At 64.5% G+C, this 23,401-nt stretch carries 24 protein-coding genes; 16 read left to right on the top strand and 8 right to left on the bottom strand.

What is annotated here, in order from left to right:
- Nucleotides 1-12 precede the first annotated feature (12 nt).
- The 4 genes from AC0L20_RS14035 to fixL all read right to left on the bottom strand — a co-directional run bounded on the left by AC0L20_RS14035 (nucleotide 13) and on the right by fixL (nucleotide 3,437).
- Entirely contained in the window at nucleotides 13-714 is a 702-nt protein-coding gene (locus tag AC0L20_RS14035) for a helix-turn-helix domain-containing protein (protein WP_007594028.1), read from the bottom strand.
- 103 nt (nucleotides 715-817) lie between these two features.
- On the bottom strand, nucleotides 818-1,240 hold the full coding sequence (locus tag AC0L20_RS14030; protein ID WP_473288988.1) for a response regulator: 423 nt from the start codon (nucleotides 1,238-1,240) through the stop codon (nucleotides 818-820).
- A 58-nt stretch (nucleotides 1,241-1,298) separates the two neighbouring features.
- Entirely contained in the window at nucleotides 1,299-1,916 is a 618-nt protein-coding gene (gene fixJ, locus AC0L20_RS14025; RefSeq protein ID WP_473288987.1) for a response regulator FixJ, read from the bottom strand.
- A 3-nt stretch (nucleotides 1,917-1,919) separates the two neighbouring features.
- The gene (fixL, locus tag AC0L20_RS14020; RefSeq protein WP_473288986.1) at nucleotides 1,920-3,437 is read right to left on the bottom strand and encodes a sensor protein FixL; all 1,518 of its coding nucleotides are present in this window, start codon (nucleotides 3,435-3,437) and stop codon (nucleotides 1,920-1,922) included.
- 204 nt (nucleotides 3,438-3,641) lie between these two features.
- On the opposite strand from fixL, the gene AC0L20_RS14015 reads away from it, so the two are divergent.
- From AC0L20_RS14015 to ccoS, 10 genes are all read left to right on the top strand, one after another.
- Nucleotides 3,642-4,475: a universal stress protein gene (locus tag AC0L20_RS14015; RefSeq protein ID WP_473288985.1), complete on the top strand. Its 834-nt coding sequence runs from the start codon at nucleotides 3,642-3,644 to the stop codon at nucleotides 4,473-4,475.
- Nucleotides 4,476-4,513: 38 nt separating this feature from the next.
- Entirely contained in the window at nucleotides 4,514-4,939 is a 426-nt protein-coding gene (locus tag AC0L20_RS14010) for a CBS domain-containing protein (RefSeq protein ID WP_473288984.1), read from the top strand.
- Nucleotides 4,940-5,256: 317 nt separating this feature from the next.
- The gene (ccoN, locus tag AC0L20_RS14005) at nucleotides 5,257-6,906 is read left to right on the top strand and encodes a cytochrome-c oxidase, cbb3-type subunit I (protein ID WP_473288983.1); all 1,650 of its coding nucleotides are present in this window, start codon (nucleotides 5,257-5,259) and stop codon (nucleotides 6,904-6,906) included.
- Between the two features lie 10 nt (nucleotides 6,907-6,916).
- The gene (gene ccoO, locus AC0L20_RS14000) at nucleotides 6,917-7,651 is read left to right on the top strand and encodes a cytochrome-c oxidase, cbb3-type subunit II (protein WP_247288469.1); all 735 of its coding nucleotides are present in this window, start codon (nucleotides 6,917-6,919) and stop codon (nucleotides 7,649-7,651) included.
- Nucleotides 7,652-7,664: 13 nt separating this feature from the next.
- Complete coding sequence (locus tag AC0L20_RS13995; protein ID WP_007594016.1) at nucleotides 7,665-7,829, top strand: CcoQ/FixQ family Cbb3-type cytochrome c oxidase assembly chaperone; 165 nt, start codon at nucleotides 7,665-7,667, stop codon at nucleotides 7,827-7,829.
- A gap of 6 nt (nucleotides 7,830-7,835) precedes the next feature.
- Nucleotides 7,836-8,711, top strand: a complete 876-nt coding sequence (ccoP, locus tag AC0L20_RS13990) for a cytochrome-c oxidase, cbb3-type subunit III (protein WP_473288982.1) — start codon at nucleotides 7,836-7,838, stop codon at nucleotides 8,709-8,711.
- 111 nt (nucleotides 8,712-8,822) lie between these two features.
- A complete protein-coding gene (gene ccoG, locus AC0L20_RS13985; protein WP_473288981.1) occupies nucleotides 8,823-10,289 on the top strand; it encodes a cytochrome c oxidase accessory protein CcoG in 1,467 nt (488 codons plus the stop codon).
- Between the two features lie 15 nt (nucleotides 10,290-10,304).
- Entirely contained in the window at nucleotides 10,305-10,790 is a 486-nt protein-coding gene (locus tag AC0L20_RS13980; protein WP_473288980.1) for a FixH family protein, read from the top strand.
- An 11-nt stretch (nucleotides 10,791-10,801) separates the two neighbouring features.
- Nucleotides 10,802-12,994, top strand: a complete 2,193-nt coding sequence (locus AC0L20_RS13975; protein ID WP_473288979.1) for a cation-translocating P-type ATPase — start codon at nucleotides 10,802-10,804, stop codon at nucleotides 12,992-12,994.
- The gene (gene ccoS / locus AC0L20_RS13970) at nucleotides 12,994-13,161 is read left to right on the top strand and encodes a cbb3-type cytochrome oxidase assembly protein CcoS (RefSeq protein WP_007607689.1); all 168 of its coding nucleotides are present in this window, start codon (nucleotides 12,994-12,996) and stop codon (nucleotides 13,159-13,161) included. The genes AC0L20_RS13975 and ccoS overlap by 1 nt, the downstream gene beginning before the upstream one ends.
- Here the strand turns inward: ccoS and AC0L20_RS13965 are convergent.
- On the bottom strand, nucleotides 13,158-14,360 hold the full coding sequence (locus AC0L20_RS13965) for an MFS transporter (RefSeq protein ID WP_473288978.1): 1,203 nt from the start codon (nucleotides 14,358-14,360) through the stop codon (nucleotides 13,158-13,160). The two genes, ccoS and AC0L20_RS13965, sit on opposite strands and share 4 nt — an antisense overlap.
- Before the next feature lie 99 nt (nucleotides 14,361-14,459).
- Nucleotides 14,460-14,942, bottom strand: coding sequence for a cupin domain-containing protein (locus tag AC0L20_RS13960; RefSeq protein WP_473288977.1), 483 nt, complete (start codon nucleotides 14,940-14,942; stop codon nucleotides 14,460-14,462).
- Between the two features lie 242 nt (nucleotides 14,943-15,184).
- Here AC0L20_RS13960 and AC0L20_RS13955 point away from each other — a divergent pair, with 242 nt between their 5' ends.
- Together AC0L20_RS13955 and AC0L20_RS13950 are read left to right on the top strand one after the other, a co-directional pair.
- The gene (locus tag AC0L20_RS13955) at nucleotides 15,185-15,469 is read left to right on the top strand and encodes a hypothetical protein (protein ID WP_211397066.1); all 285 of its coding nucleotides are present in this window, start codon (nucleotides 15,185-15,187) and stop codon (nucleotides 15,467-15,469) included.
- A gap of 80 nt (nucleotides 15,470-15,549) precedes the next feature.
- A complete protein-coding gene (locus AC0L20_RS13950; protein ID WP_473288976.1) occupies nucleotides 15,550-16,266 on the top strand; it encodes a peroxiredoxin-like family protein in 717 nt (238 codons plus the stop codon).
- Between the two features lie 24 nt (nucleotides 16,267-16,290).
- On the opposite strand, the gene AC0L20_RS13945 is transcribed toward AC0L20_RS13950, so the two are convergent.
- On the bottom strand, nucleotides 16,291-17,178 hold the full coding sequence (locus AC0L20_RS13945; RefSeq protein WP_473288975.1) for a LysR family transcriptional regulator: 888 nt from the start codon (nucleotides 17,176-17,178) through the stop codon (nucleotides 16,291-16,293).
- 179 nt (nucleotides 17,179-17,357) lie between these two features.
- Between AC0L20_RS13945 and AC0L20_RS13940 the strand changes: the two genes are divergently transcribed.
- From AC0L20_RS13940 to AC0L20_RS13930, 3 genes are all read left to right on the top strand, one after another.
- Nucleotides 17,358-18,173, top strand: coding sequence for a 3-hydroxybutyrate dehydrogenase (locus AC0L20_RS13940; RefSeq protein WP_473289060.1), 816 nt, complete (start codon nucleotides 17,358-17,360; stop codon nucleotides 18,171-18,173).
- Nucleotides 18,174-18,242: 69 nt separating this feature from the next.
- Nucleotides 18,243-19,388, top strand: coding sequence for a patatin-like phospholipase family protein (locus AC0L20_RS13935; protein ID WP_473288974.1), 1,146 nt, complete (start codon nucleotides 18,243-18,245; stop codon nucleotides 19,386-19,388).
- A gap of 94 nt (nucleotides 19,389-19,482) precedes the next feature.
- Nucleotides 19,483-20,433, top strand: a complete 951-nt coding sequence (locus AC0L20_RS13930; RefSeq protein ID WP_473288973.1) for an oxygenase MpaB family protein — start codon at nucleotides 19,483-19,485, stop codon at nucleotides 20,431-20,433.
- A gap of 129 nt (nucleotides 20,434-20,562) precedes the next feature.
- Here AC0L20_RS13930 and glgA read toward each other — a convergent pair whose 3' ends face one another.
- A complete protein-coding gene (gene glgA, locus AC0L20_RS13925) occupies nucleotides 20,563-21,978 on the bottom strand; it encodes a glycogen synthase GlgA (protein WP_473288972.1) in 1,416 nt (471 codons plus the stop codon).
- A 196-nt stretch (nucleotides 21,979-22,174) separates the two neighbouring features.
- Between glgA and AC0L20_RS13920 the strand changes: the two genes are divergently transcribed.
- Nucleotides 22,175-23,371 (top strand): CaiB/BaiF CoA transferase family protein, encoded by a 1,197-nt coding sequence (locus AC0L20_RS13920; protein ID WP_473288971.1) that lies wholly within the window; start codon nucleotides 22,175-22,177, stop codon nucleotides 23,369-23,371.
- The last annotated feature ends 30 nt before the right edge of the window (nucleotides 23,372-23,401 follow it).

Genomic DNA, 23,401 nt, shown 5'->3' with positions numbered 1-23,401 from the left:
GGAGAGGGGAGATCAGGCGTCGAGATTGTGCAGGCGTGCCCGGTTGCGCAGTACGATCTGGCGGGCGCCCGAGAAGCCGAGAATGCCCTGGGCGTGAAGCTGCGACAGCGCGCGCGAGACGGTCTCGAGCGTGAGACCGAGATAGTCGCCGATGTCGCGGCGGCACATCGGCAGCGCCATCATGCCGGCAACCGCGAGGCGGCGGTCCATTTCGAGCAGGAAGGTTGCGACGCGCTCCATCGCGGTCTTGCGGCCCAGCAGCAGCATGTGGTCTTCGGCGTGGCGAAGTTCACCGGCGGTCATGGCCCAGAGCTTGCGGGCGACCTGGACGTCGGTGGCTGCGGCCTTCTCGAGGCTCGCGCGCTTCACGAGGCGCACCGTGGTGTCGATGATAGCTTCAGCGGCAAGGCGATGGGTGGTGCCGGATTCGAGGCCGAACACGTCGCCGGGAAGGTGGAAGGAGCCGATCTGGCGGCGGCCGTCGGAGAGAAGCTTGTAGCTGCGCACGGCGCCGGTGACGACCTGATAGACGTACTCGGCCGGCTCGTCCTCGCCATAGATCTCCTCTTCCTTGCGGTAGGAGAACTCGGTGGCAACGAGGCCGACATGGCCAGCGATCGCACCGAACTGGTCAGAGACGGGATGGCCCGGGGCGATCTTGCTGCCGTTGATCTGGGTCTTGATCGCCTGGGTGTTGATCGTCTGGGTCAGCATCTGCGCCATCTCCGTTGTGATGACGCTTTGGTACGCGGTATCGGGTGCCTCGAAAATTTCGCGAGATATCTTAAGGGGGGTGCCTTACGTACAATCCCGTAGGTCAGCTATGGACCCGGTTCTGGATGGCGTGGCGAATGCGTTTGACCAGGTTTTCATCCAGAAGCGGCTTCAGAATCACTTCATTCACGCCTGCGGCCGCCGCCCGGGCCGAGATATTCGGGTCGGGATAGCCGGTGATCAAGATCACCGGGGTGTCGCCCTCGGACTGGCGCAGTCGCCCGGCCAGCTCGATGCCGTTGATGTCGGGCATCTTGTAATCGATGACGTAACAGTCTGCACCGGACGGGCTCGCCGCATTGAGCAGCGCCGTGGCATTCCTGAAGGTCCGCACGGCAAAACCGTCGGTTTCCAACAGGAAGCGCAGGGAGCCCAGCACGGCGGCGTCGTCATCCACCACATAGACGGTTGGTTTCGCGGGTGACGACATCGGGAGCCGCTCAGGATGGGAGCTGATCGCAATCATTCCGATCTGGTAGCACAGGGCGGGCGGACGGTTTTGACTTGCCTCAATCCTGCTGACTTCAATCGTTGAGCATTCCGGCCCGCATTGCCAGCCGCACCAGTTCCGACAGGCTGTTGGCCTGCATCTTGGTCATCACATTGGCCCGGTAGACCTCGATGGTGCGTGGGCTGATGTCGTACTCGCGGGCGATCAGCTTGTTGGAGAGGCCCGCGATCAGCCCCTCCATGACCTGGCGTTCCCTGGGGCTCAGGGAAGCGACGCGAGCTGCGACGTCCTGGGCGATGGCCTCGTTCTTGGCCGCCGGCTCGCCCTCGCGGATCGCGGATTCGATCATGGCGACGAGGCGGTCATCTTCGAACGGCTTTTCCAGGAAATCCATGGCACCGAGCTTCATCGCCTCGACCGCGAGCGGCACGTCGCCATGGCCCGTCATGATCAGGATCGGAAACCGGCTGCGCTGCGCCTTCAGGCGCTTGAGAAGTTCGATGCCATCGATGCCGGGCATGCGCACGTCGGAGACGACGCAGCCGAAGACGAGGCCGGGCAGGGCATCGAGAAAACTCTGCGCGTTGTCGAACAGTGTGACGCCGAAGCCAGCTGAATCCAGCAGGAAATTCAGCGAATCCCGCATCGCCTCGTCGTCGTCAATGACGTAGATGATTCCCTTGGTCGTCATGGATCAGTTCTCGTCGGCTGCCGGCAACGTGAAGCGGAATGTCGCTCCACCCGATGCGTTGCTCTCGGCCCACATCCGGCCGCCGTGAGCCTCGATGATCGAGCGGCTGATGGACAGTCCCACTCCCATGCCGGTGTCCTTGGTGGTGAAAAAAGTCTGAAACAGGTTTGGCATGACGTCGTCCTGGAATCCGGAGCCGGTATCGGAGACCTCGATCTCGATCATGTCGTCGGCGACGCGAGTGTTGGCGACGACGAGCTCGCGCCGAGGCGACTGCGCCATCGCTTCCAGCGCGTTGCGGAACAGATTGACCAGCACCTGCTGGATTTGCACCCGGTCGGCGAGCACGAGATCGGCATTGGGATTGAGGCTGAAGCGAAGCTGCACGTCCTGCTCGCGCGCGCCTGCCAGCCCGAGGGCGCCGGCCTCTTCGATCAGCTTGGACAGGCTCTCGATCCTTTTCTCCGATTCGCCGCGGGAGACGAAGTCGCGCAAGCGGCGGATGATCTGGCCGGCGCGCAGCGCCTGCTCGGCGGCGCGGTCCAGGGCGCTCTCGATCTTCGGCGTATTCGGATCCTGGCTTCCGGCGAGCAGCCGCCGCGACCCCTTCATGTAGTTGCTGATCGCTGCCAGCGGCTGGTTGAGCTCGTGAGCGAGCGCGGACGCCATTTCGCCCATCGCGCTCAGCCGCGAGACGTGGACAAGTTCGGACTGCAGTTCCTGGAGCCGCGTCTGGGTTTTCTGATGCTCGGTAAGATCGCGGACGAAACCGGTAAAATAGGGCTCGCCGCCCGACTGCATCTCGCCGATCGACAGGTGCATCGGAAAGGTCGTGCCGTCGCGACGCTTGCCGGTCACGATCCGGCCGATGCCGATGATGTGCGGGTCGCCGGTGGTCCGGTAGCGCGCGATGTAGCCGTCGTGACGTGAGCTGTCGGGCTCCGGCATCAGGATGCGGACGTTCTGGCCGATCGCTTCCGACTCGACCCACCCGAACAGGCGCTCGGCCGCCGCGCTGAAGAGCTGGATGACGCCATGGCCGTCGATGACGATCATGGCGTCGGGAATCGTCTGGAGGATCGAGCGGAGGTGACTCTCGCGGGTGCGCAGGGTTTCCTCGACCTGCTTCTCCTCATCGACGTCAAGAAAGATGCCGCTGAGATGTCGGGCGGCGCCGGCGTCGTCTCGAATCAGCCCCGCGCGGGCGCGGATCCACTGCGTTCTGCCCGACGCCCCCGTGACCCTGAACGACACGTCGAAGCTGCCGCCCCGTTCGGAGACGCGCCGGATCGCACTCTCGATCCGCTCGCGGTCGTTCGGCTCCAGCCGGGACAGGAACAGCGGGTAACTCACCGATTGGCCGGATTCGATTCCGAACAGGATTCTGGCCGTCTCCGACCACTCCAATTCCAGTGTCTTGAGATCGAGATCCCAGGTCCCGACGCCAAATCCTTCGATTCGAACGCGGAAATGTTCGCCCCGGCCGTCATCTTGCGGATGAATCACACGGGTCGGCGCCACACGATCACTCCCATTCTGATGCGGGGAACCGCACAGCGTTACCGTCGGCAATGTACCCAAGGGGGGGCCAGAGGCAAGTTCCGATGTCTTATACCATTGGCAGATTTCGGCCCCGCGCGGTGATCCAAGGTTTTGATCTATCTCATCCTGCCAGCCGGCGGCCGGCTTACGATCGGATCAAAGCTCATTGCCCCGGAGATTCCGATGACATACGCGACCGTGATGGTCAGCCTGGCGCTCGATCAGCCGAACGAGGCGCGGCTTCAGGTCGTGGGCGAGCTTGCCGAACGATTTGGGGCGTCGATCATCGGCGTTGCCGCGGCGCAGTTCGCCCCGCCGCTCTACTTCAGCGATGGCGCCGCAGGGCAGGGACTGATCGATGAGGGAGAAGCCTCGGTCAAGCGACGCCTGGGCGAGCTCGAGGCGCAATTCCGCGCCGCGATCAGGAATCGCGGCGGACATGTGGAATGGCGCAGCGCCATGGATTTCCCGGCGCGCTTTACGTTCACCCAGGCGCGTTGCGCCGACATCGTGGTCGCCGGCGGGCAGAGCCCGGCCTTCTCCGACGCCTTCGCGCTCGCGAGCCCAAAGGATCTGGTGATGCAAGCCGGCCGGCCGATCCTGGTCGTGCCTGACGGCGTCAACTGGCTCGATCTGCGCAGCGTCCTGGTGGCGTGGAAGGATACGCCGGAAGCGCGGCGGGCGCTGGTCGATGCGCTGCCGATACTGCGCAAGGCCAGGGATGTCACCGTCCTTGCAATTCCCGAAGGCGACGACGATCGCGCCGCCGCGGTCGCTGGCGTGACCGACGTGACGGCGTGGCTTGCCCGCCATGGCGTGACCGCGATCGCGCGCGTTTCCGAAGCGGCCCGCAACGAAACCGTTGCCGGGCAACTGGAGAAAATTGCCGGCGATGTCGGCGCCAGCCTGATCGTCGCCGGTGCCTACGGTCATTCGCGCTTCCGCGAACTGATCCTCGGCGGCGTCACCCAGTACCTGGTCACTCAATCTGCCCGCTGCGTGCTGCTGTCGCACTGACGCGGGAGCGGTGCAAGACGAATCAAAGAGGACGCGCCGTGTACAGATTCCTTGAGCAGACCGTCGACGGCTACATGACGCACGAGGTCAGGACGGTGAGGCGCGACCTCGACCTGCTCGCGCTCAGCGAAATGTTCGAACGCGACGATTTCAATTCCTATCCCGTCGAGGACGACGGGCAGGTCGTCGGCATCGTCACGAAATTCGACATCCTGAAGTGCTTCGCCTTCACGCCGAGCCAGATGCTGCCGCGCTATCGCGACCTGATGAGCCGCAAGATCGGCGACGTCATGACGCCCGACTTTATCTATGTCAGCCCCGACACGCGGCTGACGCGCGTGCTCCAGATTATGGTCGAGCACCGCATCAGGAGCATCATCGTGCTCGACGGCGCGCAGAAGCTGGTCGGAATCGTCGCGCGCGAGGACGTCATCGCGGCGCTCAAGGCGACGGCACAAGAGTGACGTTTCCCCTTCTCCGCTTGTGGGAGAAGGTGGCATAGGCGGCCTTCGGCCGCCGTTCTTGAGAACGCCGAAGCGAAGCTTCGGCTATGGCGCCGGATGAGGGGTTTTCTCCACCGAAAGACTCTTCGTCGAGACCAACCCCTCACCCAAGTGAGATTGCCGCGCCGTCCTCGCTGCCCTCTCACGCAAGGGGAGAGGGCACTGCAACTGGCGCCGCATCACCCACATTAACAGAAATCCACATAGCTTGATTTCAATCAATTCCCCGCGAGGGCGAATGTGGTTTCTGGCCCTGTGTTCTTTCAGAGAGAATCCGCATGAGCCAGCCCTCCATCTCCAAGTCCATGACGTCAGGTGAAAGCGGCCTGGCTGTCGTGTTCGCGGTCACCGCCTTCCTCTGCGTGATTGCCTCGGCCAAGGCGCTCGATGCGCCCTTCGCCTTCCACGCCGCGCTGGGCGCGGCAGCGAGCGTCGCCGCGGTCTTCTGCATCATCAACCGCTACCTCGACCGGCCGGCGGCGCTGCCGCCTGCGGAGATCAACGGACGCCCCAACTACAACATGGGGCCGATCAAGTTCTCCTCGGTCATGGCGATGTTCTGGGGCATTGCCGGCTTTCTCGTCGGCCTCATCATCGCCTCGCAACTGGCGTGGCCGGCGCTGAACTTCGATCTGCCCTGGACCAGCTTCGGCCGCCTGCGTCCGCTGCACACGTCCGCAGTGATCTTCGCCTTTGGCGGCAACGTCCTGATCGCGACCTCCTTCTACGTCGTCCAGAAGAGCTGCCGCGTTCGCCTTGCAGGCGATCTCGCGCCCTGGTTCGTCGTCGTAGGCTACAACTTCTTCATCCTGATCGCCGGCACCGGCTATCTGCTCGGCGTCACCCAGTCGAAGGAATATGCCGAGCCGGAATGGTACGCCGATCTGTGGCTGACCATCGTCTGGGTCACCTATCTGCTGGTCTTCCTTGCCACGATCATCAAGCGCAAGGAGCCGCACATCTTCGTCGCGAACTGGTTCTATCTCGCTTTCATCGTGACGATTGCGGTCTTGCATCTCGGCAACAACCCGGCGCTGCCGGTCTCGGTGTTCGGCTCGAAATCCTACATCGCCTGGGGCGGCATCCAGGACGCCATGTTCCAGTGGTGGTACGGCCACAACGCGGTCGGCTTCTTCCTGACCGCCGGCTTCCTTGCCATCATGTACTACTTCATCCCCAAGCGCGCCGAGCGGCCGATCTATTCCTACCGTCTCTCGATCATCCATTTCTGGGCGCTGATCTTCCTCTACATCTGGGCCGGCCCGCACCATCTGCACTACACGGCGCTGCCGGACTGGACCCAGACGCTCGGCATGACCTTCTCCATCATGCTGTGGATGCCCTCCTGGGGCGGCATGATCAACGGCCTGATGACGCTGTCGGGCGCCTGGGACAAGCTGCGCACTGATCCCGTGCTGCGCATGCTCGTGGTCTCCGTCGCCTTCTACGGCATGTCGACCTTCGAAGGCCCGATGATGTCGATCAAGGTGGTCAACTCGCTCAGCCACTACACCGACTGGACCATCGGCCACGTGCACTCCGGCGCGCTCGGCTGGGTCGGCTTCGTCTCCTTTGGCGCGCTCTACTGCCTCGTACCCTGGATCTGGAATCGGAAGGGCCTCTACAGCCTCAAGCTCGTCAACTGGCACTTCTGGATCGCGACGCTTGGCATCGTCCTCTACATCTCGGCGATGTGGGTGTCCGGCATCCTCCAGGGCCTGATGTGGCGCGCTTACACCTCGCTCGGCTTCCTCGAATATTCCTTCATCGAGACCGTCGAGGCGATGCATCCCTTCTACATCATCCGCGCTGCCGGCGGCGGGCTGTTCCTGATCGGCGCGTTGATCATGGCCTATAATCTCTGGATGACGGTTCGCGTCGGCGAACAGGAAGTCCAGATGCCCGTCGCTCTCCAGCCGGCGGAATGAGGAGTTTTCCATGTCGTTCTGGACACGCCACCAAATCTTCGAAAAGAACTCGATCATCCTGATCGTCGGCATCCTGCTGGTGATCGCGATCGGCGGTCTCGTCGAGATCACCCCGCTGTTCTACCTCAAGAGCACGATCGAGGCGGTCGACGGGATCCGGCCGTATACGCCGCTGGAGCTCGCCGGGCGCAACGTCTACATCCGCGAGGGCTGCTATCTCTGCCATTCGCAGATGATCCGGCCCTTGCGCGACGAGGTCGAGCGCTATGGCCATTTCTCGCTGGCCGCCGAGAGCATGTACGACCATCCGTTCCAGTGGGGCTCGAAGCGCACCGGTCCCGATCTTGCCCGCGTCGGCGCCAAATATTCCGACGACTGGCACGTCACCCATCTGACCAACCCGCGCGCAATCGTGCCGCAGTCGGTGATGCCCGGCTATCCGTTCCTCAGCAAGACCGAGGTCGATCCGGACACGATCGCCGACCACATGCGCACGCTGCGGACCGTCGGCACGCCCTATACCGACGACCAGATCGCCAATGCGGGCGCCGACATGAAGGCGCAGGCCGATCCTGACAATGCCGGCTCCGACGCTTTCACCAAGCGCTACGCCAAGGCCGTGGTGCGCAACTTCGATGGCAAGGCCGGCACGCCGACCGAGATGGACGCCCTGATCGCCTATCTCCAGATGCTCGGCACGCTGGTCGACTTCAAGATCTACAACGAGAAAGCCAATCTTCGCTGAGAAGGCACCAACGATGAAAGCCATCCTGACCCTCGACAATCTCGCGTCCGGTCTCGTGACCACGATCTGGACGCCGGTGTTCGTCGCGATCTTTGTCGCGATCATCGCCTACGCATTCTGGCCCCGTAACAAGGCAGCTTTCGACGAAGCGGCACATTTGCCGTTGCGGGAGGAGTAAGAGATCATGACCGATCATCATAGCGACATCGATCCCGTCTCCGGCAGGTCCACGACCGGACATGAGTGGGACGGCATCAAGGAGCTCAACACGCCGCTGCCGCGCTGGTGGGTAATCACGTTCTACCTCACCATCGTCTGGGCGATCGGCTACTGGATCGTGTATCCGGCCTGGCCGCTGATCTCCAGCAATACCACGGGACTGTTCGGCTACTCGACGCGCGCCGACGTCGCGGTCGAGCTCGCCAATCTCGAGAAGATCCGCGGAGCCAAGATGGTGGCGCTGGGCGCGGCCTCGCTCGCCGACATCGAGAAGGATCCGGCGCTGCTGGCGCTCGCACGCGCCAAGGGCAAGACCGTGTTCGGCGACAATTGCGCGCCGTGCCATGGCTCAGGCGGCGCCGGTGCCAAGGGCTATCCGAACCTGAACGACGACGACTGGCTGTGGGGCGGATCGCTCGACCAGATCATGCAGACCATCCAGTTCGGCGCACGTTCCGGCCACGCCAAGGGGCACGAAGGCCAGATGCTCGCCTTCGGCAAGGACGGCGTGCTGAAGCCGGATGAGATCGTCACGGCCGCCAACTATGTCCGGGCACTGTCGGGCCTTCCGACCCGCAAGGGCTATGACGCTGCCAAGGGCGAGAAGATCTTCGCGGAGAATTGCGTCGCCTGCCATGGCGACGGCGGCAAGGGCAACCCGGAGATGGGCGCTCCCAATTTGACCGACAAGATTTGGCTCTATGGTTCGGACGAGGCGTCGCTGATCGAGACCATCGGCCAGGGCCGGGCGGGTGTGATGCCAGCCTGGGAAGGGCGGCTCGATCCCGCCACCATCAAGGCGATGGCAGTTTACGTCCACTCGCTGGGCGGCGGAAAATAGCCAATTCGGGACAGGCGGGGGCGAACAAAAAACGCCCCCGCTTGCGCTGGATCAACTGATGCTGCGGCGTCGGGTCTAGGTTTAATCGCACCTCTCGAAAAGCTCCAGGCGATGAACAGGACCGTGAACCCAAAAGAGCTCCCATTAGACGATGACAACGGGCCGCTCTATGTGGCCCAGAAGAAAGTCTATCCCCAGAGCATCTCCGGCACCTTCCGCCGGATCAAATGGGGCCTGATGGCGTTCTGCCTCGGCGTCTACTACTTCCTGCCGTTCGTGCGCTGGAATCGCGGCCTCGGTGCTCCGAGCCAGGCGGTGCTGATCGATCTTCCCAACAGCCGCTTCTATTTCTTCTTCATCGAACTGTGGCCGCAGGAGGTCTACTACTTCACCGGCCTGCTGATCGTCGCCGCGGTGGCGCTATTCCTGATGAACTCGGTCGGCGGCCGCATCTGGTGCGGCTATCTCTGTCCGCAGACCGTGTGGACGGACCTGTTCTATGCGGTCGAGCGTCTGATCGAGGGCGACCGGCGCGAGCGGATGAAGAAGGACAAATCGTCCGACCCGATGAAGCTGGAGCGCATCTCCGAGATCGTGCTCAAGCATTCGATCTGGCTCTTGATCGGGTGGTGGACCGGCGGCGCCTGGGTGCTCTATTTCAACGACGCACCGACGCTGGTCAGGGAACTCGTCACCTTCCAGGCGCCGATGATCGCCTATATCTGGATCGGCATCCTGACCGCGACGACCTACGTGCTCGCCGGCTTCATGCGCGAGCAGGTCTGCACCTATATGTGCCCGTGGCCGCGGATCCAGGCCGCGCTCACCGACGAATGGGCGCTCAACGTGACCTATCGTTACGATCGCGGCGAGAAGCGTACGTCAGTGAAGAAGGCTGCCGAGCTGCGCGCGCTCGGCGAGCAAGTCGGCGACTGCGTCGACTGCTATCAATGCGTCGCCGTGTGTCCGACCGGCATCGACATCCGCAATGGACCGCAGCTCGAATGCATCCAGTGCGGGCTCTGCATCGACGCCTGCGACAACGTGATGACCAAGATCGGCCGGCCGAAGCGGCTGATCGGCTACGACAACGACGTCAACATCCAGCGCCGCCAGGAAGGTAAGGCGCCGATCTACCGCATCGTCCGGGCCCGCACGGTCGCCTACAGTGCGATCATCGCGGCGGTTGGCGGCATCATGATCTATACGCTGGCGACCCGCAGCCTGCTCGACGTCAACGTGCTGCACGACCGCAATCCGGTCGCGGTCAGGCTCAGCGACGGCTCGATCCGCAACGCCTATACGGTGCGGCTGCTCAACAAGAGCGGCTACGACCGCGTCATCGCGATCGACGCGAACGGTCCGGTCAATGCGACGATCCATGTCATCGGGATCGATTCCGTGACGCAGGACCGGCCGATGATCGTGGTTCCGCGCGACTCCACCAGCGAGCTGCGGGTGCTCGTGACCGCGCCGGTGGAGAGCAATCCGGAAAAGTCGATCCCGGTTCGCTTTCACGTCACCGATATCGGCCTCGGCGAAGTCGCCAGCGCCACCGACAATTTCGTCGCGCCGTAGGATCAGGAGCCCGCCATGGCAACCAAGCCGCTGACCGGAACCAAGGTGTTTCTGATGCTGGTCGCCTTCTTCGGCGTCGTGATCGGCGTCAACGTGACCATGATGAAGCTCGCGATCGCGACGCTGCCGGGCACGGACGTCGACAGTCCCTATGCCGCGGGCCTCACCTATGATCGCGAAATTTCGGCGGCGCAGGACCAGGCCGCGCGCAAATGGAAAGTCAACGCCCATGTCGAGCGCCGCGCCGATGGCGGCGCCGTGCTTCAGGTCGAGGCGCGCGACGCGAGCGGACAGCCGATCGCCGGACTGAAATTCGGCGGCCGCCTGGAGCGGCCGACCGACAAGCGCGCCGATCTCGCCATCGAGCTCTCGGAGGCTGGCATCGGCCTCTATCGCGGCAATGCCGCATCGGTCGCGCCGGGCCAGTGGGACCTGGTGATCGAGGGCGGGGCGCGGGGAACGCGCGTGTTCATGTCGCGCAACCGCGTGATCCTGAACTGAAGGATTTTGCCATGCACGTCTCGCGGGATTTTTCGCATTACGTCCGGACTGCGGGCGAGGGCGTCCAGCACATCGATCTCGCGGTCGAGGGCGTTCACTGCGCCGGCTGCATGGCCAAGATCGAGCGCGGCCTGTCCGCGATTCCCGACGTCACGCTGGCGCGCGTGAACCTCACCGACCGGCGCGTTGCGCTGGAATGGAAGGCGGGCACGCTCGATCCGGCCCGCTTTATCGACCGCCTCGAAGAGCTTGGCTACAAGGCCTATCCTTACGAGACCGCGAGCGCGGAGGCGACCGAGGTCGCCGAATCGCGATTCCTGCTGCGCTGCCTCGGCGTCGCCGCGTTCGCCACCATGAACGTGATGATGCTGTCGATCCCGGTGTGGTCCGGCAACGTCTCGGACATGCTGCCGGAGCAGCGCGATTTCTTCCACTGGCTGTCGGCGCTGATCGCGCTGCCGGCGGCGGCCTATGCCGGCCAGCCGTTCTTCCGCTCGGCCTGGCGCGCGCTGTCGGCCAAGACCACCAACATGGACGTGCCGATCTCGATCGGCGTGACGCTGGCGCTCGGCATGTCGGTGGTCGAGACCGTCAACCACGCCGAGCACGCCTATTTCGACGCCGCGATCATGCTGCTCACCTTCCTCCTGGTCGGCCGCTTCCTCGACCAGAACATGCGGCGGCGGACCCGCGCGGTCGCGGGCAATCTCGCCGCGCTCAAGGCGGAGACCGCGGCCAAGTTCGTCGGACCTGGCGAGATATCTCAAGTGCCGGTGGCCGCGATCTATCCCGGCGACATCGTGCTGCTGCGACCCGGCGAGCGCTGCGCGGTCGACGGCACCGTGATCGAAGGTCGTTCCGAAATCGACCAGAGCCTGATCACCGGCGAGACGCTCTATGTCACGGCCGAGCAGGGCACGCCGGTCTATGCGGGTTCGATGAACATCTCGGGCAGCTTGCGGGTACGGGTCTCCGCGGCCTCCGAGGCGACGCTGCTCGCCGAGATCACGCGGCTGCTCGACAATGCGCTGCAGGCGCGCTCGCGCTACATGCGGCTCGCCGACCGCGCCTCGCGACTCTACGCGCCAGTGGTGCATGCCACCGCGCTCGTCACTATCCTCGGCTGGGTCATCGCGGGCGCCGGCTGGCATGATGCGATCGTGACCGGCGTCGCGGTGCTGATCATCACCTGTCCCTGCGCGCTCGGGCTCGCCATTCCGACGGTGCAGACAGTAGCCTCGGGCGCGATGTTCAAGGCGGGGGTCCTGCTGAACTCCGGCGATGCCATCGAGCGTCTCGCGGAAGCCGATCACGTCATCTTCGACAAGACCGGCACGCTGACGCTGCCCGATCTCGAAGTGATGAATGCGGCCGACATCCCCGCTGAGATCTTCGAGCTTGCCGGGCGGCTCGCGCTGTCGAGTCATCATCCGGTCGCGGCCGCGGTCGCGCAGGCCTCCGACGCCAGATCGCCGATCGTTAGCGCGGTGGAGGAGGCCGGCCAGGGCGTGCGCGCCATGGTCGATGGCATCGAGCTCCGCCTCGGCCGTCCGTCCTTCTGCGGCGCCGAGACGCTGGTCTCCGACGTGACACATCTCGATCCCGAAGCCTCCGTCGTGGCTTTCAGCAAGGGCGGCGAAAAATTCATCCTTTCTGTGCGCCAGGGCCTCCGCCCCGATGCGCAGGCTGTGATCGCGGCGCTGAAGGCGCGCAATATCGGCATCGAGATTCTCTCCGGCGACCGTGAGCCGGCGGTGATCGCGGCGGCCCATGCGCTGGGCATCTCCGAATGGCGGGCCGGGGTGACGCCGGCCGACAAGATCGCGCGGATCGAGGTCTTGAAGCAGCGGGGCATGAAGGTCCTGATGGTCGGCGACGGCATGAACGATGCGCCGTCGTTGGCGGCGGCCCACGTCTCGATGTCGCCGATTTCGGCCGCGCATTTGAGCCAGGCAACCGCCGATCTCGTCTTCCTCGGCCGGCCGCTGGCCCCGGTCGTCGCCGCCATCGACGCGTCCCGCAAGGCGCTGCACTTGATGCGGCAAAATCTCTGGCTTGCGATCGGCTACAATGTCCTCGCGGTACCGGTGGCGATCAGCGGCGTCGTGACACCCCTGATCGCGGCTGCCGCCATGAGCGGATCGTCGATCCTGGTGATGCTGAATTCGCTGCGTGCGCGCGGCGCCTCGCGGGAGATCGTGTGATGGAAATCCTGGTCATCCTGGTGCCGCTGGCGCTGATGCTCGGTCTCGCCGGTCTCGTCGCCTTCCTCTGGTCGCTCCGGAGCGGCCAGTACGACGATCTCGACGGCGCCGCCTGGCGCGCCATCGCCGACGACGAGCCGCCGCAGGAGGCACCGGCCAAGCGCTAGCGCTTCAAGGCGAGCGTCAGCAGGGCCGCGGCCGCGAGCGCCAGGCCCACCCCGGCCACGCAGGCATGCCAGCCATACGCGTCGAACAGCCGGCCGAGGACGGCGGTGCCGATGAGCCCGCCGCAGAAATAGCAGGCGAGATAGGTGCCGCTGGCGATGCCGCGGTTTTCAGCCGCAGCCTGTCCGACGAATCCTGTCGCAGCCGCTTGCGCGGAAAAGGTGCCGATTCCGACCAGAACCATCCCGGCGAGGACCGCGCCCAGGTGTGGGGCCAGCATCAGCGGCAGGCCGATCCCGGCGATCGCGAGCGAGCCCCAGATCGTCGGACGCGTTCCGAGGCGCGACGCCACTTTGCCGGCCAGCAACGTCGTGACCACCGACGGCAGGAAGACGAAGTAAACAAATCCGAGGTCCATCATGCCCAGCGACAGCGGTGGGCGAACCAGAACGAAATTGACGAATGTGAAGGTGCCGATGAAGGCGAACAGGATGCAGAAGCCGATGCCGTAGGCGGCACGCAGCCGTGAATCCCGCCACTGCGCGATCGTCGCGCCAAGCGCCGACGCCGTCGGTGTCGTTGCACGCGTCGGCTGTACGCGCGCAATGGTGAAATAGACCAGGGCGGCACCGGCCAGATTGAGGGCCGCGAAGAAATAGAAATTCCATGCCAGGCCAAGGCTATCGGCGATCGCGGCCGAGACCAGCCGGCCGACGAAATTGCTGGCGACGTTTCCCGTGATGTAGGCGGCAAAGGCGCCGCCGGAATCCATTGCGCTGCATTGCTCGCCGAGATGAGCCAATGTCAATGCGAAGGCGGATGCCATGCAGAGGCCCTGCGCGACCCGCAGGCCGGTGAAGACGGCAAGATTGGGCGCAGTCGCCAGCAGGCTCGTCGGAATTGCGAGCAGGGTCAGGCTGAGCAGGATGCCGGTCCGCCTGTCGATGTGAGGGCTGAGAAAGCCGACGACAAGGCCTGCGACGGCCATGCCCAACGTGCTGGCGTTGACCGCCAAGCTCATCGCCGCCGGCGTGACGCCGTAATGGCGTGTCAGCGAAGGCAGGATCGCCTGCGTCGCGAACAGATCGACGACGGTGAGGAAGGCGGTGAGGCCGATGACGAGGGAGCGAAGCGCTAGACCCGGCGAATGCGCGTCCATCGTCATCGCGGTCGGCTTGATCGGCGCGGACAGATCGGTCATGGCAGGCCTCCTTTGTGATGAATGTGGCGCCCGCATGCGGGCAGCATGGGGATCGCGGGCGCCACATTCCGTCACGCGTGCGCTGGGGTCGCGCACCCGTTACATGTTGTGGTCGTGCGGGTCCTTGCGGACGTCGCCGACATAGAGGATGACCGTTTCCTTGCCGAGGTTCTTCCACCAGTGCGAGGTGCCGGAGAGCTCGGGGCGGATGTCGCCGGCCTTGTGCACGATCGGATCGACGCAGTTGGAGGCGTGTTCGACGATCTCGCCCTGCTGCACGAAGATCAGGGCGGGGCGGTCGTCATGGCTGTGCCAGGGCACGATGCCGCCGGGCTCGATGGTCAGCTTGCGGAAGCGCAGCTCGCGACCTTCAATGTGTGCCGGCTGCTTGCCGAGGTCGATGGCGCCGAGCGTGACGTCGGTGACGCCGACCGGCTTGTAGTCGACCATCTGCTGCGCGTTCGGCTTGATCTTGTCGGCCGGGCATTCGCCGGCGAAGACTGGCTGCGCCGAGAGTGTCAGTACGCCGAGGATGGCCAGGCCGGGCCAGACCGCGCGCGACAAGGTGTGATGCTTGAACATCGGAACGTCTCCTGTGTTGGCCGCAACCGCGTTGGTCGCCGGCTATGTCGGGACTTTCGTCGAAAGAGTGCTCGTTCTGAAATGCTCTTTCGCTCTCGCTGCGATAGACCGGCGCTATCGGGCCCGATACGCGCTCGCTATCGAACCGATTGGGGATCGGCATTTCCGCTTCCCGAGCGATTGGCGTTCGATGGCGGCGCGCCCGATTGGCGGGCGTTCACGTCAATCCGGAGGAGCATCTCATGACGAAATTGTCCAAGACCTTGATTGCCACGGCTGCGTTCGCGGTCATCGCCACATCGGCCTTCTCGGAGGCCACATGGGACTTCAAGGCCGGCATGGCCTACATGTATGGCGGTCCCGGCAAGATGTCGGCGATGGCCATGGCCCCGGCGGAGAAGAACCACGAGGCCATGATGAAGAGCGCCAAGAAGGTCCCCGACAACACCGTCTTCTTCATGGACAACGGATCGCTGTATTCCACCTCGGGGCGGCTGGACCCGACCGGCAATTTCTACGTCAACTGATCACGCGCGCATGACGGCCGCCCCTTGCGGGCGGCCGGATCGGGCACCTAATATTCGTCCCCTGAACGCTGGAGCGCAAGATGACCTCTCTCTCGCCGGCCGATGCCGAGCGGCTCAAACTCGCCTTCCAGCGCTGCCGTGACATGGATGGCACGCTGAACGAGCAGCTCCGCGCCTATGCCGACGCCAGCCGCGACGTCTTCCCGGCCTATGGCGAGGCAGTCGACCATCTGGTGGCCAGATTGAATGGAAACGGCGGCGGCGACACCGCGCCGCGTCCGGGCGAGGCGATGCCGCCGTTCATGTTGCCGGACGAGAGCGGGCGTCTCGTCGCGCTGGCCTCACTGCTGGAGAGCGGCCCGGTTGCCGTGATGTTTTTCCGCGGCCATTGGTGCCCCTATTGCCGGCTCAATGTCCGCGCGGTGGTCCAGGCGCTGGATCGCATCGAGTCCATGGGTGCGCGCATCGTCGCGATCATGCCGGAGACGCAGGAATACACCCGGCAGCTCAAGGCGGAAGCTGATGCGCCATTTCCGATCCTGACCGATCTCGACAACGGCTATGCGCTGTCGCTCAATCTCGCGATCTGGCTCGGTGCCGAGATCCAGAGCCTGTTGTCCTACCAGGATATGGCGAAATTCCACGGCAATGATGGCTGGATGCTGCCGATCCCGGCCGTGTTCGTCGTCGGCCGCGACGGTCTGGTGAAAGCCCGCTTCGTCGATCCGGACTTCCGCAAGCGCATGGAGATCGATGATCTGCTTGAAGCGTTGGAAGACGCGAGCAGGGAAGCCTAAAAGGGTCAGCAGCGAGCGTCGCTGCTAACCCGCAATCTCCCGCCAATCCGCACCACGCAGCATGCGCATCACGGCATTGGCCACCGCCGTACGCTGCCGGCCGGCCACCCCGTAGAGGCTGACGGTGCGACGGGCGTCCAGCCCGGCGACCGCAGCGCGCGTCAGCGTCTCCGGAACGGGCGAGGTGTGCGGCAGCATGGCGACACCGATGTCGGCCTCGACCAGCTCGATCAGGTCGCGTTCGTTCGAGATTTCGTGACCCTGTTCGACCGCGATGCCGTGCTCGCGCAGGCTCGCCGAGATACGGGCGGAATGCTCGCAAAACGTCCGGCTCAGCAGCTGCTCTGCGCGCAGATCGTCCAGTTCGATGCTGCTGCGGCCTGCGAGCCGGTGTCCGTCGCTGACCACGAGCTCGAAGCTCTCGGTGAACAGCGGCCAGACATCGAGCCGCTCCCAGGCCTCGTCGATGTCGGCGGCAATCCCGAGCTCGGCCTCGCCCTTCTTCAAGAACTCGGCCACTTCACGACTCGAGCCGCGCAGGAAGCGGAATTCGAGCCGGTTGAACTGCCGTTTGATCTGATTGAGATGAGGAATGAGCAGCGACAGATCGATCGCATGCGTCAGCGCGACGCGGAGCGCGCCGATCTCGCCGCTCCGGAACGATGAGGCCAGCGAGCGGGCACCGATGGCCGCATCAAAACACTGCTTCAGCAGCGGATGCATGCGCTGGCCAAGCTCGGTCAATTGCGCCGCGGGCCGTTCGCGGCGAAACAGATCGCCGCCGAGCTCGGCCTCGAGCTGCTTGATCGCGCGCGTCAGCGAAGGCTGCGTCACGTTGCAGTCCTCGGCGGCACGCGTGAAGTTCAAGAGCTGCGCCACCGCGAGGAAATAGCGGACCTGGTGCATTTCCATTGGATCGGCTCTCCAGCAAGACCAGGCGGAGGCTAGCCGATCGGAGCGGAGAATGACATCCCGGCCGCAATAGCGCACGGGCATGGTTTCGGAAGCCAACGGGCATTTCCGTCAACCCGGGCGATGCTTCACAGTCGGCTCAACACCAGTCACCGTGTCGGAGGATTTTGCCAGTGAATATGTCCGTCAAGCCGCAGACGTCCGCCGCCCGGGCGCTCGCGGGCAAGGTTGCCCTGGTCACGGGCTCAACCAGTGGCATCGGCCTCGGTATCGCGCGGGCGCTTGCCGCGGCCGGCGCCGACATCGTGCTGAACGGCCTTGGTGTGGCGGTCGAGCTCGACCGAACGCGCGAGCAGATTGCGGCGGAGTTCGGCGTCAAGGCAAGATTTTCGCCGGCCGACATGACCAGGCCGAATTCGATCGCCGAGATGATCGCGGCGACGGTCGCGCAGGCCGGCCGGCTGGATATCCTGATCAACAATGCCGGCATCCAGCACGTTGCGCCGCTGGAGCAGTTTCCGGTCGAGAAATGGGACCAGATCCTTGCGATCAATCTGTCGTCGGCCTTCCACACCACGCGGCTCGCGCTGCCCGCAATGCGACAGAACAAGTTCGGCCGGATCATCAACATCGCCTCCGCGCATGGTCTCGTCGGCTCGCCGTTCAAGGCGGCCTATGTCGCGGCCAAGCACGGCATCGTCGGGCTCACCAAGGTGACCGCGCTGGAGACGGCAGAAGAGGGCATTACCTGCAACGCGATCTGTCCAGGCTATGTCTATACGCCGTTGGTCGAGGCGCAGATCGATGGGCAGGCCAAGGCGCACGGAATCTCGCGCGACCAGGTGATCCGTGACGTGCTGCTGGCGCAACAGCCGAACAAGCGCTTCTCGATCGTCGAGGAGCTCGGTGCGCTCAGCGTATTTCTGTCCACCGACGCGGCGGCCACGATCACCGGTATTGCGCTGCCCGTGGACGGAGGCTGGACCGCGCATTGAAGGCGAGTGCGTAACAAACGATCGCGAGGAACGAACATGGCAAGGATACGGGCTCTCAGGGAGCAGGATATGAACGGTGTGAAGCGCGATACCAGCGCGTCGAAGGATCTGCCCGGCCAGGTAGTGCTTGTGCTTCAGGGCGGCGGTGCGCTCGGGTCCTATCAGGCCGGGGTGTACCAGGCGCTGCACGAGGCCGGCATCGAGCCGGACTGGATCATCGGCACCTCGATCGGCGCCATCAATGCCTGCCTCATTGCGGGCAACGCGCCTGACCAGCGGCTGCAGCGCCTGAAGGAGTTCTGGAAACGGATGGAGCAGAATCCAGTCTGGAATCTGCGCACCGCGTTTCCCGACTTCAACGAAAAGCTCGCCTATTGGTCGACCGTGACCCACGGCATTCCCGGCTTCTTCCGTCCGAATCCATTGGCGCATGCGGGCGATTCCTATCCGCTCGGAGCCGATCACGCCGGCTTCTATTCGACGGCGCCGCTTGAGCGGACGCTGCTTGAGCTCGTCGATTTCGGCCGGATCAATCGCTGCGCGCCACGCTTGACTGTCGGTGCCGCCCACGTCCGCAGCAGCCAGATGCGCTATTTCGACAGCCGCGACGGCGAGCTGACGGTGAAGCATGTCATGGCGTCAGGCGCGCTGCCGCCGGCGTTTCCGGCCGTGCGCATCGACGGCGAGCTCTATTGGGACGGCGGCATTCTGTCGAACACGCCGACCGAGGCGGTCTTCGACGACAATCCGCGCAAGAATTCGCTGATCTTCGCCGTGCATTTGTGGAATCCCGTCGGCGCCGAGCCAACCACGATGGCGGAGGTCTTGAACCGGCACAAGGACGTGCAGTATTCCAGCCGGATCGCGAGCCAGATCACGCGCCAGCAGCAAGCCCATCGCCTGCGCCACGTCATCAACCAGCTCGCCGCGCGACTGCCCGAGAGCGAGCGCAGCGATCCGGCGGTTCGTGAATTGGCGAGCTATGGTTGCCCGACACGCATGCATGTCGTGCGCCTGCTTGCGCCGCAGCTCGACCGTGAGAACCACACCAAGGATATCGACTTCAGTCCGTCCGGCATCATGCGGCGCTGGGATGCCGGCTATTCGCACACAAAGTCAGTGCTGGAGCGAAGGCCGTGGGTTGGCGAGTTCGATCCCCTCGCGGGCGTGGTGCTGCACGAACATATGGACATCATGCCGATTGCGGCGGAGTGAGGGCTTCGTCCGTCATTGTTTCTCGCAGTGACGATTTCACGAGGGGGCGGTCCGGGTTATTGTCGCCCGCTGTCTTCGTCGCGAGGCCTTGCAATTGGTCGCTGAGAGAGATCTGGAATCTGCCCTCGATCAGGTTCGTGCTGATATGGCAGGACCGGTCGCCGGCGTGTTCGGCCCTGACACGGTGACCTGGCAGATCGACCGCGAGGCCGTCATCTTTCTCGGTGCCGGTCGTGCGCTGTTGCTGCAGCTGGCGCATCCCTGGGTCGCCGCCGCCATTGCCGAGCATTCGCGGACCTTGGCTGATCCGATCGGACGATTTCACCGCACCTTCGACATTGTCTTTGCCATGGTGTTCGGCTCGCTTGACCGCGCGCTGTTGTCGTCGCGGCAATTGCACCGGCGCCACAGCATGATCGTCGGCGAGATGCCGGAGACCGTCGGTCCGTTCGCGGCAGGCTCGCGCTACTGTGCCAATGACATCCCGTCGCTGCGCTGGGTTCATGCCACGCTGGTCGAGACCGCGCTGATGGCGCATGATCTGGTTTTGCCACCGCTCTCGGCGGAGGAACGCGAACGCTACTGGACCGAGAGTCGGTTGTTCGGTGCTCTGTTCGGGTTGACGGCGCACGATCTGCCCGCGGACTGGTCGGGCTTTGCGGCCTACACCGCGACAATGACGCAATCGGATACGCTCACTGTCAGTCCGGCGGCGCGCGAGATCGCCGCGCAGATCTTTGGTGGAGCGCGCCCGTGGTTGCGTCCGCCGCGCTGGTATCGCGCGCTCACGGCAAGCCTGCTTCCGGAACGCCTGCGTGTGGGGTTTGGATTCGAGCTTGACGAGCGTGACACCAGATCCGTCGAGAACGCGCTGCGATGGATACGGCGGGTCTATCCAAGATTGCCAGACCGGCTGCGCTATGTCGGTCCCTACCAGGAAGCGCAAGCGCGGCTGCGCGGCGAGCCGCAGCCGGACTGGATGATCCGCTGCCTCAACCGTGCCTGGATCGGCCGCCCGCAGATGGATCAGCGCGGGAAGGGGTGAAGTCCTCCGCCGTTGCCACAAACCACCGTCATTGCGAGGAGCTCTTGCGACGAAGCAATCCAGGCTGCTGCCACGGAAACAGTCTGGATTGCTTCGCTACGCTCGCAATGACGAGGAAACGCGCGTGCCTCACACCGCCGCCAGCTTCCGGTACAGCGCGTTGTAGCTGCCAGCCGGGATGCTCCAGGAGAACGAGCGTCCCATCGCACTGCGACGCATGGTGTCGAGCTGGTCCTGTGCCACGAAGGCGGAGAACGCCCGGCGGACGCCGCCGAGGAAGGATTCGTGCGAGGGTTTTGAGAACAGGAAGCCGGTTTCGCCGTCGGTAATGGTCTCGGCGAGGCCTCCGGTCTGGTGGCCGATCGGCAGCGAGCCGAAGCGCTGGGCGTACATCTGGCTGAGCCCGCAGGGCTCGAAGCGTGACGGCATCAATGTGAAATCGCTACCGGCGAAGATGCGGCGCGCCTGGGCCTCGTTGAAGCCGATCACGACCCCGATCGCGTCAGGGCGCCGGCGATGCGCGTCGATCAGCGCCTGCTCGAGCGCCGGCTCGCCGGAGCCGGTGACCACGATCTGCCCGCCGGCATCGACGATCTCATCGGCCGCCGCCAGCACCAGGTCGATGCCCTTCTGGTGCACCAGCCGGGCGACGATGCCAAACATCGGGCCGCGCGATACCGCAAGCCCGAACTGCTTGCGCACATAGTCTGCATTGGCCTTCTTGCCGACCCAGTCGCCGGCGCCGAACTGCTGGGCAAGCTGGGCGCAGGAACGGGGGTCCCAGCTCTCGTCGATGCCGTTGAGGATGCCGGTGAGTTCGGCCGCGTCGGAGCGGACTCGAAGCAGGCCTTCGAGACCGCAGCCGAATTCATCCGTGGTGATCTCCCGCGCGTAGGTGCCACTGACTGTCGTGAGATGCGATGCGTAGACCAGCCCGGCCTTGAGGAAGGAGAGCTGGTCGTAGAACTCGACGCCGTCGATGTGGAAGGAGCTCTCCGGTACGCCGATCCGCCGCAGCGAGTCCTTCGGGAAGAGGCCCTGATAGGCGAGGTTGTGAATGGTCAGGATCGACGGCAGCTTGGAGCCGCGCCAGGCGAGGTAGGCCGGCACGAGCGAAGCCTGCCAGTCATTGGCATGGATCAGGTCTGCTGCCCAATCCTTGTCCAGCGTGCCCATCGCGAGCTCAGCGGCGGCCGAGGCAAAGCGCGCGAAACGGATGTCGTTGTCGGGCCAGTCGCGCCCGGACTCGTCGCCATAGGGGTTGCCGGGCCGGTCGTAGAGTTGCGAGCACAACAGGACATAGACCGGCAGGCCGTCCTTGGTCGCGGCCCGGCCGAGCGAGCAGGCCGGCATCTCCGCGAACGCCGGACAGCGGCCAACGATCTGAATATGCGTGAGTTGTTCGATGATGTCGCGATAGCCAGGCAGCATGACCCGGATGTCGGCGAAAGGACGGAGGGCTCGGGGGAGTGCAGCGGAAACGGCTCCGAGTCCGCCGACGCGGACAAAGTCGTCCATCTCTGTCGTAACGAACAAGACCCTCAAGAACTGCTGCCCTCTGCCGGAGCCCGATTGCTGCTATGCAAGAACGGGTCCAGTTGCCCCTGGAATTCCCAAGGCCGCCCGCCAGACGCGTCTGTTCGGTAAAGACTTTCCTACTCAGCCGCCGCCCTCTAGGGTCGGCGCACGAACAACAGAGAACTTCGATAAGTTCCTAAGTGACTCAAGGACGCGAGCAGGCATGCAGCTATCAGATAAGCATGAGGGGACGACGACAAAGGCCTTCGCCGGCCTCCGGGTCCTGGATTTTTCGACCACCATTGCCGGTCCCCATTGTGCGCGGATGCTAGCGGACATGGGCGCCGAGGTCATCAAGATCGAGACCGACGGCGGCGAGACGATGCGAACCCGGCCGCCGCTGCGCAAGGGCTGCAGCACCGTGTTCGGCCAGCTCAATGTCGGGAAGAAGAGCGTCGTGCTCGACCTCAAGTCCGAAGAGGGCAAGGAGGCGGTCCGCCGGCTGGCCGCGACCGCCGACATCCTGGTCGAGAACTTCCGCCCCGGCGTGATGCACCGGCTGCGGCTCGACTATGACAGAATGCGCGCCGTCAACCCGAAGCTGATCTACTGCTCGATCTCCGGCTACGGCCAGAGCGGCCCGTCGGCCGAGCTGCCGGCCTACGCGCCGGTGATCCATGCGGCATCCGGCTACGACATGGCGCATCTCGCCTACCAGCCCGGCCGCAGCCGCCCGGATTATTGCGGCATCTACCATGCCGACGTCGTCACCGGCACCTACGGGTTCGGCGCGATCGCGTCGGCGCTCTACCAGCGCACGGTGACTGGGCTCGGCCAGCACATCGACGTCTCCATGCTGGAATCGATGCTGACGCTGACATTGATCGAGTTGCAGAACTCGCAGTTCACCGTGAAGCCGCCGCCACGCCCGATGTTCGGGCCGACCGAGACGGCGAGCGGTTATGTCATGATCACGGTTGCCAGCGAGAAGACGTTTCAGGGACTGATGGGCGTGATCGGCCGCCCCGAATGGATCTCCGATCTGCGCTTCTCCACCTACGCCGCGCGTCGCGACCATTGGGCCGACTTGATGGACGGTGTCGAGGCCTGGTCGCGGCAGCTCTCGACCGATGTCTGTCTTGTCGCGCTAGGTGCGGCGGGCGTGCCGGCCTCGGCCTACCGCACTGTGTCCGAAGCACTGGCCGATCCGCAGCTCGCGCTTCGTCAGGCGCTCTCGTCTGTCGAGGATGAAGGCGGCTCGTTCCAGGTCCTCAATCTGCCGTTCCGGATGACCGGTGCCGACACGACACCGGGCAAGACGATGGCCGTGCTTGGCGAGCACACCGACCGGCTGCGCGCGGAGATCGGGCTCACCGGCGATGGACCAATTCCGTTCGCCAAAACAGCCGCGCAAACCTGACGGCAAGGTTGACGGACAGCTTCGTGCAGC

Source organism: Bradyrhizobium sp. Kon58, from assembly GCF_055807455.1.
Note: the sequence above shows the minus strand (reverse complement) of the source record. Positions and strands in the feature narration are given on the sequence as shown.

Bases quoted from the DNA above. Each gene is read 5' to 3' on its own strand.
- AC0L20_RS14035 (WP_007594028.1), bottom strand. From the start codon at position 714: ATGCTGACCCAGACGATCAACACCCAGGCGATCAAGACCCAGATCAAC.
- AC0L20_RS14030 (WP_473288988.1), bottom strand. From the start codon at position 1,240: ATGATTGCGATCAGCTCCCATCCTGAGCGGCTCCCGATGTCGTCACCC.
- fixJ (WP_473288987.1), bottom strand. From the start codon at position 1,916: ATGACGACCAAGGGAATCATCTACGTCATTGACGACGACGAGGCGATG.
- AC0L20_RS14015 (WP_473288985.1), top strand. From the start codon at position 3,642: ATGACATACGCGACCGTGATGGTCAGCCTGGCGCTCGATCAGCCGAAC.
- ccoN (WP_473288983.1), top strand. From the start codon at position 5,257: ATGAGCCAGCCCTCCATCTCCAAGTCCATGACGTCAGGTGAAAGCGGC.
- ccoO (WP_247288469.1), top strand. From the start codon at position 6,917: ATGTCGTTCTGGACACGCCACCAAATCTTCGAAAAGAACTCGATCATC.
- AC0L20_RS13995 (WP_007594016.1), top strand. From the start codon at position 7,665: ATGAAAGCCATCCTGACCCTCGACAATCTCGCGTCCGGTCTCGTGACC.
- ccoP (WP_473288982.1), top strand. From the start codon at position 7,836: ATGACCGATCATCATAGCGACATCGATCCCGTCTCCGGCAGGTCCACG.
- ccoG (WP_473288981.1), top strand. From the start codon at position 8,823: ATGAACAGGACCGTGAACCCAAAAGAGCTCCCATTAGACGATGACAAC.
- AC0L20_RS13980 (WP_473288980.1), top strand. From the start codon at position 10,305: ATGGCAACCAAGCCGCTGACCGGAACCAAGGTGTTTCTGATGCTGGTC.
- AC0L20_RS13975 (WP_473288979.1), top strand. From the start codon at position 10,802: ATGCACGTCTCGCGGGATTTTTCGCATTACGTCCGGACTGCGGGCGAG.
- ccoS (WP_007607689.1), top strand. From the start codon at position 12,994: ATGGAAATCCTGGTCATCCTGGTGCCGCTGGCGCTGATGCTCGGTCTC.
- AC0L20_RS13965 (WP_473288978.1), bottom strand. From the start codon at position 14,360: ATGACCGATCTGTCCGCGCCGATCAAGCCGACCGCGATGACGATGGAC.
- AC0L20_RS13960 (WP_473288977.1), bottom strand. From the start codon at position 14,942: ATGTTCAAGCATCACACCTTGTCGCGCGCGGTCTGGCCCGGCCTGGCC.
- AC0L20_RS13955 (WP_211397066.1), top strand. From the start codon at position 15,185: ATGACGAAATTGTCCAAGACCTTGATTGCCACGGCTGCGTTCGCGGTC.
- AC0L20_RS13950 (WP_473288976.1), top strand. From the start codon at position 15,550: ATGACCTCTCTCTCGCCGGCCGATGCCGAGCGGCTCAAACTCGCCTTC.
- AC0L20_RS13945 (WP_473288975.1), bottom strand. From the start codon at position 17,178: ATGGAAATGCACCAGGTCCGCTATTTCCTCGCGGTGGCGCAGCTCTTG.
- AC0L20_RS13940 (WP_473289060.1), top strand. From the start codon at position 17,358: ATGTCCGTCAAGCCGCAGACGTCCGCCGCCCGGGCGCTCGCGGGCAAG.
- AC0L20_RS13935 (WP_473288974.1), top strand. From the start codon at position 18,243: ATGAACGGTGTGAAGCGCGATACCAGCGCGTCGAAGGATCTGCCCGGC.
- AC0L20_RS13920 (WP_473288971.1), top strand. From the start codon at position 22,175: ATGCAGCTATCAGATAAGCATGAGGGGACGACGACAAAGGCCTTCGCC.